We start from the raw sequence: 10,492 nt of genomic DNA, 5'->3' as shown, positions 1-10,492 counted from the left end.
CGCCCGCTCCCACAGGGTTCTTTGTAGAACGTGTGGGAGCGGGCGTGCCCGCGAAGGGACGCGAAGCGGCCCCAATAACGGCTCCAGGCACGGGCCAGCAAGAAGCGTTCCGTGCTGCTGAAAGGATTCTACCCTACACGAACTGCGCTGCGGCGTTCGCCGATGCCCAGGCCCACTGGAAGTTGAAACCGCCCAGGTGGCCGGTGACATCCAGCACTTCACCGATGAAGTACAAACCGGGGCTTTTCAGCGATTCCATGGTCTTGGACGACACCTCGCGGGTATCCACGCCGCCCAGGGTCACTTCGGCGGTGCGGTAGCCTTCGGTGCCGGCCGGCACAACTTGCCAGTTCGCCAGCGTTTCGGCGATTTGTGCCAGTTCTGCCGGGGTGTACTGCTTCATCGGTCTGGACTCGAACCACTGCTCGGCCAGCAGGTTGGCCAGCTTGCGGGTGAACACTTCGCCCAGCACGGTCTTCAGTTCTGCGTTGGCGCGTTCGGCCTGCATCTGTTGCAGCCAGGAAAGCGCATCGCGGTCGGGCAACAGGTTGATCTCGACTGTGTCACCGGCTTCCCAGAACGACGAGATCTGCAGGATCGCCGGGCCGCTCAGGCCGCGGTGCGTGAACAGCAGGTTTTCGCGGAAGCTGGTGCCATTGCAACTGGCAGTACAGTCCAGCGAGGTGCCGGACAACTCGGTGCACATCGCCTTGAGTTGGGGCTCGGTGATGGTGAATGGCACGAGCCCGGCGCGGGTTGGCAGCAAGGTGTGGCCGAACTGACGGGCTACCTGGTAGCCAAAACCGGTGGCGCCCAGGGTCGGGATCGACAGGCCGCCGGTGGCGATGACCAGCGACTGGCAGGCGAACTGGCCGCTGCTGGTCTGCAACAGGTAGCCGCTTTCGGTCTTCTCGATCTGTTCGATGCTGGTGTGCATGCGGATTTCGGCACCGGCCTCGTCACACTCGGCCAGCAGCATGTCGAGGATGTCACTGGCCTTGTTGTCGCAGAACAGCTGGCCGAGCTTCTTCTCGTGGTAAGCCACGCCGTGCTTGCACACCAGTTCGATGAAGTCCCACTGGGTGTAGCGGGCCAGGGCCGACTTGCAGAAGTGCGCATTGTGCGAGAGGAAGTTGGCCGGCTCAGTGTACAGGTTGGTGAAGTTGCAGCGCCCGCCGCCGGACATGAGGATCTTCTTGCCTGGCTTGTTGGCGTGGTCGAGCAGCAGCACCCGGCGGCCACGACGGGCGCTGAGCTGGGCGCACATCAGGCCGGCGGCGCCGGCGCCAAGGATGATCACGTCGGTGGAGTGCACGGTATGAACCTTCAGATTTGAAATGCTGAACCCTGTGGGGGCGGGTTCACCCGCGAATGCGATGGTGCATTCACTGCCGCATTCGCGGGTAAACCCGCTCCTACAAGGGATTTGCCTGGCTTTAGATAATGCGGACTTTCAGGGCGCGGCCCTTGATCTTGCCGCTGTTCAGCCGCTGCATGGCCTGCTTGGCCAGCGCCCGCTCCACGGCCACAAACGCCTGGAAGTCGAAGATGGCAATCTTGCCCACCTGCTTGCCCGGGATGCCGGCATCACCGGTCAAGGCCCCCAGGATGTCGCCAGGGCGCAGCTTGTCCTTGCGGCCAGCGGCAATGCACAGTGTGGTCATCACCGGCAGCAGGGGCTCGCCGCCCTTGTTTTTCAGGCTGTCCAGCTGGTCCCAGCGCAGCGGGCTCTTCTGCAGCGCTTCGATGGCCTGGGCGCGGTGGCCTTCGGCCGGTGCCACCAGGCTGACCGCAACGCCTTTCTCGCCGGCGCGGCCGGTACGGCCCACGCGGTGCACGTGGATTTCCGCATCACGTGCCAGCTCCACGTTGATGACCATGTCCAGGCCATCGATGTCCAGGCCGCGGGCGGCCACGTCGGTAGCCACCAGCACCGAGCTGCTGCGGTTGGCGAACATGGTCAGCACTTGGTCACGGTCGCGCTGCTCCAGGTCGCCGTGCAGGGCCTGGGCGACGATGCCCTTGGCGGTCAGGTGGGCAACCACGTCCTCGCATTGCTGCTTGGTGAAACAGAACGCTACGCACGACTGCGGGCGGTAGTGGCCGAGCACGCGGGTGACAGCCTCCAGACGTTGCTGCGGGTCAATTTCGATGAAACGCTGCTCGATCTGGTTGTCAGTGTGCAGGCTCTCGACCTTGACCTGCTGCGGGTTGCGCATGAAATCGGCGGCCAGTTGCTTGATGCCGGCCGGGTAGGTGGCCGAGAACAGCAGGGTCTGGCGGCGCGACGGGGTCTTGCCGATGATGCTGGCGATGGCGTCGAAGAAGCCCATGTCGAGCATGCGGTCGGCTTCGTCCAGTACCAGGGTGTTCAACCCGTCCAGTACAAGGGTGCCTTTGTCCAGGTGCTGCTGGATGCGCCCTGGGGTGCCGACGATGATGTGCGCGCCGTGCTCCAGCGAAGCGATCTGTGGGCCCAGCGAAACGCCGCCGCACAGGGTCAGGATCTTGATGTTGTCCTCGGCACGGGCCAGGCGACGCAGCTCCTTGGCCACCTGGTCGGCGAGCTCGCGGGTAGGGCAGAGCACCAACGCCTGGCAGCCGAAGTAGCGCGGGTTGATCGGGTTTAGCAGGCCGATGCCGAAGGCGGCGGTCTTGCCGCTACCGGTCTTGGCCTGGGCGATCAGGTCCTGGCCTTTGAGGATGACAGGCAGGCTCTGGGCCTGGATAGGCGTCATCGACGCATAGCCGAGGGCGTCCAGGTTGGCCAGCATGGCAGTGGACAGCGGCAAGGTGGCAAAGGCGGTGGATTCGGTGGTCACGAGGCGGGCCTGCGTTGCGAAGCGAAAAATGCCGCACAGTCTACCAGCCTCGTGGCCATTCGCCCTACGACTCCATGTGTTGTTCCGGACGACGGGCACGCCTTCCGTCCGTCGGCGCCAGTTGCAGGAAGATCGCCGCCGCCAGCATGGCCATTACACCGATGGTGACGAAGGTCAGCTGGAACGCGCCCAGGGTGGTTTCCACGCCCTCGGCGCTGCCTGCCGCAGTAAAGCCGCCCAACAGTGCGCCGGCGCAAGCCACGCCCAGGCTCAGCGACAGTTGCGCGACCACCGACAGCAGGCTGTTACCGCTGCTGGCGCTGGCATCGTCGAGATCGATGAGCGTCACTGTGTTCATCGCAGTGAACTGCATGGAATTCACTGCGCCCAGTAGGCCGAGTTGCACCAACAGCAGCCAATAAGGGGTCTGCTCGTCCACCAGGCCCAGGCTTGCCAGCAGGATGCCCAGCAGCAAGGTATTACCGGTGAGAATGATGCGATATCCGAATCGTTCGATCAGCGGCCGGGCAATGGACTTGGCCAGCATGGCCGCCACCGCCAGCGGGATCATGCTCATGCCTGCCTGGGCGGGTGAGTAGCCCAGCGCGACCTGCAGCAGCAACGGCACCAGGAAGGGCAGAGCGCCGCTGCCCAGGCGGGCGAACAGGTTGCCGAGGATGCCGATGGCGAAGGTGCGCACGCGGAACAGGCTGGGCGAGAACAGTGGCTCCGGGTCGCGCCCGGCTCGCAGCCAGTACGCGGCCAGGCAGGCCATGCCGGCGAACAGCAGCAACATTACCCGCAAGTGCGGCAGGTGCAGTTCGCCCAGGCCTTCCATGGCAATGGTGATCAGTACCATCGCTGCGCCGAACAGCAGGAAACCAGGGCCGTCGAAGGTGGTGCGCTCGGCACCGCGCAAGTCCGGGATGAACTTCCACACGGCAATGCAGCCAAGCAGGCCGACTGGCAGGTTGAGCAGGAAGATCCAGTGCCAGCTGAGGATTTCCACCAGCCAGCCACCGACCGTTGGGCCCAGCAATGGCCCGAGCAGACCGGGGATGGTGATGAAACTCATGATCCGCACCAGCTCGCTGCGTGGGTAGGCGCGCAGCACCACCAGCCGCCCGACCGGCAGCATCAGCGCACCACCCAGGCCCTGCACTACGCGGGCGAAGATCAGGAAGCCAAGGCTGTTGGCTGCGGCGCACAGCAGCGAGCCAAAGCTGAACAGCAAGATGGCGCTGAAGAAGATGCGCTTGGTGCCGAAACGGTCGGCGATCCAGCCTGAGGCAGGGATCAGCAGGGCCACGGTGAGCATGTAGGCAATGATCACACCCTGCATGCGCAAAGGGTCTTCGGCCAACGAGCGGGCCATGGCCGGCAGCGCAGTGTTGAGGATGGTGCCGTCCAGGGACTGCATGAAGAAAGCGATGGCCACCACCCAAGGGATCCAGCGGGCGGTGACGGGGTCCAGCGGGGTGCGTTCGGGCATGACGTCCTCGTTTGTCAGTGCCGGCCCTTTCGCGGCTAAAGCCGCTACAAGGTTTACGCGTTCCTTGTAGGAGCGGCTTTAGCCGCGAAAGGGCCGGCAAGTCCAGTCACAATGTCAGGGTCAGGCCTTTGACCAGTGCCCCGGGCAAATGACTCGACCCGGTACTGCGCTGTCCATAAGTACTGGTCGACAGAATTATCTCGCGCTCCTGGGTCAGGTCCTCCAACTGGCTACCCAGCAAGCTGTACAGGCTGTCATCGAAGCGCATGGTGCTCACCGGCCCCTGGATCTGCCCGTCTTCTACCCAGAAAGTGGCGAAGCGGGTCAGCCCGGTCATGCGCGCCGCTGGCAGGTCCGAGTAGTTCAGGTACCACAGGTTGCTGATGTACAGCCCGGTGCCTAGACGCTCAAGGATCTGCGCACTGGCCAGATTGCCCGGCGCCAGGCTGAGCGCACAGGGCGATTCGTAGCCGTCGGCGCCATTGGCCTGCAGCTCGAACTCGGCCGCGCTGCGCGCACTGATCAACCGCTGTCTGGCCTCGCCTTGCTGGATCAGCGGCACATCCAGGCGCGGCGCACCTTCATCGGAAAATGCCGGGCTAAGCGACCCGCTGACCTGCTCGGTAAAACTCACCAGCGGGCTAAGCCGTGCATCGCCGTTGTACAGGCGCTGCAGAGCGCTGTTGCCAGTGGCCAGGGCTTGCGCGGAAAAACCGCCCCAGCACAACATGCCGGCGACTTCGTCCATGGCCGCAGGTGCAAGGTAGGCACGGTAGGTGCCGGGCTTGAGGGTAACTGCCGGGCGGCCGAGGAAACCCAACTGCTCTCGTGCTTGGCGCAGGCGTGCGGTGAAGTCGTCGGCACTCCAGGCCTGGCCGGCATAGTTGGCCTTCACCGCCTGGCCATTAGCGTGGAACAGGCTCCAGTCGACGTTGAAACTGTTGGCCTGGTGCCAGCCGAAGGCGCCGAACGAGCTGGCGAAGCCACGGCAGACCGGGCCGGCGGCATAAATGCCGACCAGGTCCAGGTCGCCTGCTTCACGCTCGAGCAGTGGCAGTACTTCGTTCAGTGCGGGCAGGGGGTGTTCCTGCAGGCTATGGCTGTGCCAGGCATTTTCGTCCAGGCGCAGGTAAGGGTCGAGGGCAAGCAGCGGTAAGGTCTGGCGCAACTGCTCGAGCGCAACGTTCAGACGCTGGCGATCCAGTTGTGCGTCGCCACTCAAGGTCACCTGTTGTTCCGCCTGGCGCCCATCGCGCACCAGTCGCAGTTGCGCACAGGCCTGGCTGACTTCGCCGGCCTGGCGCACCTTGGCATGGTTGAAACGCACGAACTGCGATTGCTCGGCACTGTAGCCGAGGGTGAACTGCTCGCCAGCCTGAAGGGCGGCGTGCACGTCCCCTACCAGGTTTTCGAAAGCGTGCTTCATCAGGCGTCTCCTCCGAATACATCGATCTGGCGGAACACGCAGGCCGGTGAGGCGTGGCCCACGCGCACCACCTGGTTGGGTTCGCCCTTGCCGCAGTTGGGCGTGCCCAGCACCTGGAAGGTACTGCGGTCGCCGACCGCCGACAGGTTGCGCCAGAACTGCGCGGAGATACCACGGTAGTTGGGGTTCTTGACGATGCCCTTGAGCTGGCCGTTCTCGATCAACTGGCCCCATTCGCAGCCGAACTGGAACTTGTTGCGCGCATCGTCGATGGACCAGGAACGGTTGGTACGCATCAGGATGCCATGTTCTATGCCCGCGATCAGCTGGTCGAGGGACTGGTCGCCCGGCTCGATGTTGAGGTTGGCCATGCGGTCGATCGGTGCCCGGTTCCAGCCGCAGGCGCGGCTGTTGGCCACGCCGTCCAGGCCAGAACGGAACTGAGACAGCGCGCCACCCAGCGGGCGCAGCAGCAGACCGTCGCGTATCAGGAACGCTTTGCTGGCCGGGGTGCCGTCGTCGTCATGACTGTAGCTGGCCAGCTCTTCGCCAATGGTCGGGTCGAAGGTCACGTTCAGCAAGCTGGAGCCGTACTGCAGATGGCCGAAGTCGCTGGCTTTGACAAAACTGGTGCCGGCGTAGTTGCGCTCGTCGCCGAGAATGCGGTCCATCTCCAGCGGGTGGCCGATGGATTCGTGAATCTGCAGCATCATCTGGTCCGGCATCAATAGCAGGTCGCGCGGGCCGCTGGGGGTGTTCGGTGCCAGCAGCAGTTGCAGCGCTTCATCGGCCACCCTGCTGGCCGCGCCGATCAGCCCACAGCGCTCGATGATCTCGAAACCACCCTGCTGGCCGAAGTTGTCGCGGCCCAGGCTGCGGCTCTGGCTGTCCTGGCCATCGCTGGCCGTTACGCCAAGGCCCGGGAGCAGGAAGCGCTGGGCATGGCGCAGCTCGGCGCCGGCCGAGTTGAGGTAGGTTTGCTCGACCAGGCTCAGCCCCAGGCTGGCCTGCCAGTCCACCAGGCGGCTGTCCCTGGGCACGCTGGCCGATTCGGCGGCGAGCAGGCCAAGGCAGTCGGCGAGGCTGGGCAAGGGTTGGTCGAAGTTGGGCGAAACATGGTCGTGGCGTGCGCTGGTCACCGGTTGTTCGCGCAGGTCCAGCAGGCTGTGCCGGCCGATCTGCTGCGCCAGCGCCTCGGCTTGCTCAAGGGCGCGCTGCAGGCCAGCCTGGGACAGGTCGGCGGTGGCAGCATAGGCCTCCACGCCATTGACCCGCACGGTGAGCATGGCGCCCTCATCCTGGCTGAAGAAGGGTGGTTCGGCGACGTTGCGGCGAACCGAAAGCGCCTGGTGTGACTGTTTTACATGGCGCAGGGAAAACAACTCGGCCGTACTGCGCAGCGCGGCAAAGCGCTGGCGCAGCAGGGCGCTGGAATCGAACATGCGGATGCCTCCGTGTACACGGTGGCTCCCCCTAGAACCACCCGTCTTGCATGCCGAGGCAGGTATCGTCGTGTGCCTCGAGCAATGCCAGGTCATTATGGCAGCCCGGTACTTCCCAGGTCAGGAAATAACGTGCGGCTTGCAGCTTGCCAAGGTAGAAGTCGCGATCAGCAGCGGTTCCCTTGAGCAGGCCAAGCTCGGCGTGAACCGCCTGCTCCAGCCAGCGCCAGCCGATCACGCAGTGGCCGAAGGCCTTGAGGTACAAGGCAGAGTTGGCCAGGGCGCCAGCGACTTTGCCTTGGGCCAGGTCGCCGAGCAGGGCCAGGGTGACGCCTTGCAGGCGGTTGACCAACTGCTCCAGCGGCTGGCGCAGCAGGTCCAGGTTGGGGTGATGGCTGGCGCGCTCGCCGGTGGCGGCGATCAGGCGGATCAGTTGCTTGAGGCCGGCACCATTGTGCTGTGCCAGCTTGCGGCCGAGCAAATCGAGCGACTGGATACCCTCGGTACCTTCGTGGATCGGGTTCAGGCGGTTGTCGCGGTAGTACTGCTCAACCGGGTATTCGCGGGTGTAGCCATGGCCGCCAAGAATCTGGATCGCCAGTTCGTTGGCCTTGAGGCAGAACGCCGAGGGCCAGGATTTGACGATCGGGGTCAGTAGGTCGAGCAGGTCTTGCGCCAGTTTGCGGGCGTTTTCGTCCGCGGCCGTATGGGTGTCGTCGAACAGGCGCGCGGCGTACAGGCCAAGGTCAAAGGCGCCTTCGACGTAAGCTTTCTGGGCCAGCAGCATACGTTTCACATCCGTGTGCTCGATGATCGGTACCGCCGGGCTGTGTGGGTCCTTGTTGTCCGGCAGCCGGCCCTGCGGCCGCTGGCGAGCGTATTCCAGGGAGTAGAGGTAGCCGGCGTAACCCAGCATCACCGCGCCCATGCCTACGCCTATCCGCGCCTCGTTCATCATCTGGAACATGCAGGCCAGGCCTTGGTGTGGCTGGCCGACCAGATAGCCGACGCACTGGCCATTGTCGCCGAAGTTCAGCGCGGTCGAGGTGGTGCCGCGCCAGCCCATCTTGTGGAACAGTCCGGCCAGCAGCACATCGTTGCGCGGGCCGCGGCTGCCGTCCGGGTTGACGTGGTACTTGGGCACGATGAACAGCGAGATGCCCTTAACGCCGGGCGGGGCGTCCGGAAGCTTGGCCAGCACCATGTGCACGATGTTTTCCGACAGTTCGTGGTCGCCGCCGGAAATGAAGATCTTGTTGCCTTTGAGCCGGTAGCTGCCGTCGCCTGCTGGTTCGGCGCGGGTGCGGATGTCGGCCAGCGAAGAGCCGGCGTGGGGTTCGGTCAGCGCCATGGTGCCGAAGTAGCGGCCCTCGATCATCGGTTGCAGGAACAGGCGCTTCTGCTCTTCAGTGCCGAAGCTCTCGATCAGGTTGGCCGCGCCCATGGTCAGGAATGGGTAGGCCGTGGTGCCCGCGTTGGCGGCCTGGAAGTGGGCGAAGCAGGCTTGCGAGATCAGGCTGGGCAGTTGCATGCCACCCACTTCGAAATCACGGTTGGCATTGAGGAAGCCGGCTTCGAGGAAGGCATCGACGGCGGGCTTCACCTCGGGAATCAGCTCGGCGCGGCCGTCCACATAGCGTGGTTCGTTTTCGTCGGCCTTGCGGTTGTGCGGGGCGAAATACTTTTCGGCGATGGTACGCGCGGTGGTCAGCGCCGCATCGAAGGTTTCACGGCTGTGCTCGGCGAAGCGCGGGCGCTGAGTGAGGGCTTCGGCGTCGAGGACTTCGTAGAGCGCGAAGGCGAGGTTGCGGGGGCTGAGCAAGGTCTCGGGCATGGTGGCGGTCCTGAGGCGGGATGCTGCGAGTGTAGGAGTGTGTTAGGACTGGGGACAGGTTAATAGGTTTGCGTGATATGGGTTGAGAACGCCGGGAAACCTGCCGTTTTTTGGTGAAACCAACGCCAGATCAGGTCGTGTAATGCCTATCCGGGACAATACAGAGACGTTTCCCACGAGCCAGATCGTAATTGGACTGCTGCGGATCGTATGTCAGTTGGCCTTGAATGTGCGTTTTGGTGTTCACAAGGAAACGTTTCAGATGAGTGATGCCCACAACGCTGACTTGGCTGAGGCCAACGGCAATCAGGTTCCCTTCTTCGTAGTCTCACCCATGAAATTTGGCGTAATGACTTTCTTTACCTTGGGCTTCTACTGGGTTTATTGCTTCTATCAAAGTTGGAGTCTGCATAGAGAGAAAACGGGAGAGCGCGTAAGTCCGTTCTGGCGAAGTGCTTTTGCAGTGTTCTTCATCTATCCATTATTGAGAAGGGCAAATAACCATATTCGCGACTCAGGTAAAACCTATCCGTGGTCCATCCTGGGGCTCACTCTGGGCTATTACGTTTTTTGCGTTATCTGGGTGGTTGCTAGCGTCGTGTTGGAAGGCCGGTTGTGGCCAGCCTATTTTGCGGGCTTAGTCATTCAGGCCGCTTGGCTGATCATTCTGGTGTCCATGCAGAAGGGCATCAATTTCTGTGCGGGTGACAAAGAAGGGAAGGCCAACAGCCGGTTCACGCTGGCCAATTGGCTTTGGATGCTGCTGGGTATTGCGCTTATGGCAGCGCAGCTGTTTGCTTTGATTGTGCTTTCACGAATGGTTTGAGCAATTTTGGCCGGAGCTCTGTATGAGTGGAGCTCCGTACAGTCCCCGATCCGCCCCGCGCTTCCACTTTCCGTGAAGACAATTCGATGCTGGGGTAGAAGCCTGCTGCAAAGTTTTTTGATATGTCTGGACTGGCCCTTTCGCGGGTAAACCCGCTCCTACGACGGCCTGTTTCCAGCCACCGACCTGTGTTCGCCACCAATCCGGTGTAGGAGCGGGTTTACCCGCGAATACGGTAGCGGCGGCAACGGTGAACGGCGGGTGGAGATTGGCCAGCAGGGCCGGCCCTTTCGCGGGTGAACCCGCTCCTACGACGGCCTGTTTCCAGCCACCGACCTGTGTCCGCCACCGATCCGGTGTAGGAGCGGGTTTACCCGCGAATACGGTGGTGGTGGCAACGGTGAACGGCAGGTGGAGATTGGCCAGCAGCCCCGGCCCTTTCGCGGGTGAACCCGCTCCTACGACGGCCTGTGTCCAGCCCCTGCTTCGGGACAGCACCCATAAAAAAAGGAGAGCCGAGGCTTAATGCCAGTCAGTTAAGCTGACTGGCATTTTTCATTTTCGGGTGGGGTACTTCGCTGGACGTTGCTTCACCGTTCGCGGAAACCATCGGTCAGGCCGTCGATGTGGCAAAACATATTGTGCCGCCG

The 10,492-nt window shown here is 63.2% G+C and carries 7 protein-coding genes; 1 reads left to right on the top strand and 6 read right to left on the bottom strand.

The annotated features are described in order from the left end of the window. Positions 1-133: 133 nt before the first annotated feature. The 6 genes from ACYCCG_RS25820 to ACYCCG_RS25795 form a co-directional block, all read right to left on the bottom strand. Positions 134-1,315, bottom strand: coding sequence for a BaiN/RdsA family NAD(P)/FAD-dependent oxidoreductase (locus ACYCCG_RS25820; protein WP_209969641.1), 1,182 nt, complete (start codon positions 1,313-1,315; stop codon positions 134-136). A 121-nt stretch (positions 1,316-1,436) separates the two neighbouring features. Beyond that, positions 1,437-2,774, bottom strand: coding sequence for an ATP-dependent RNA helicase DbpA (gene dbpA, locus ACYCCG_RS25815; RefSeq protein ID WP_245355303.1), 1,338 nt, complete (start codon positions 2,772-2,774; stop codon positions 1,437-1,439). A 112-nt stretch (positions 2,775-2,886) separates the two neighbouring features. Beyond that, positions 2,887-4,314, bottom strand: coding sequence for a multidrug transporter subunit MdtD (gene mdtD / locus ACYCCG_RS25810; RefSeq protein WP_176683097.1), 1,428 nt, complete (start codon positions 4,312-4,314; stop codon positions 2,887-2,889). Between the two features lie 106 nt (positions 4,315-4,420). Further along, positions 4,421-5,740 (bottom strand): TldD/PmbA family protein, encoded by a 1,320-nt coding sequence (locus ACYCCG_RS25805; protein ID WP_459672290.1) that lies wholly within the window; start codon positions 5,738-5,740, stop codon positions 4,421-4,423. Beyond that, complete coding sequence (locus ACYCCG_RS25800) at positions 5,740-7,182, bottom strand: TldD/PmbA family protein (RefSeq protein ID WP_459672287.1); 1,443 nt, start codon at positions 7,180-7,182, stop codon at positions 5,740-5,742. Before ACYCCG_RS25800 ends, ACYCCG_RS25805 begins: the two co-directional genes overlap by 1 nt. Before the next feature lie 31 nt (positions 7,183-7,213). Next, positions 7,214-9,016, bottom strand: coding sequence for an acyl-CoA dehydrogenase (locus ACYCCG_RS25795; protein ID WP_209969648.1), 1,803 nt, complete (start codon positions 9,014-9,016; stop codon positions 7,214-7,216). A 142-nt stretch (positions 9,017-9,158) separates the two neighbouring features. Here ACYCCG_RS25795 and ACYCCG_RS25790 point away from each other — a divergent pair, with 142 nt between their 5' ends. Then, positions 9,159-9,842, top strand: coding sequence for a hypothetical protein (locus tag ACYCCG_RS25790; protein WP_209969652.1), 684 nt, complete (start codon positions 9,159-9,161; stop codon positions 9,840-9,842). Positions 9,843-10,492: the final 650 nt, after the last annotated feature.

The organism is Pseudomonas sp. VEM90, assembly GCF_054611535.1.
This window is presented reverse-complemented; position numbering and strand designations above follow the sequence as displayed.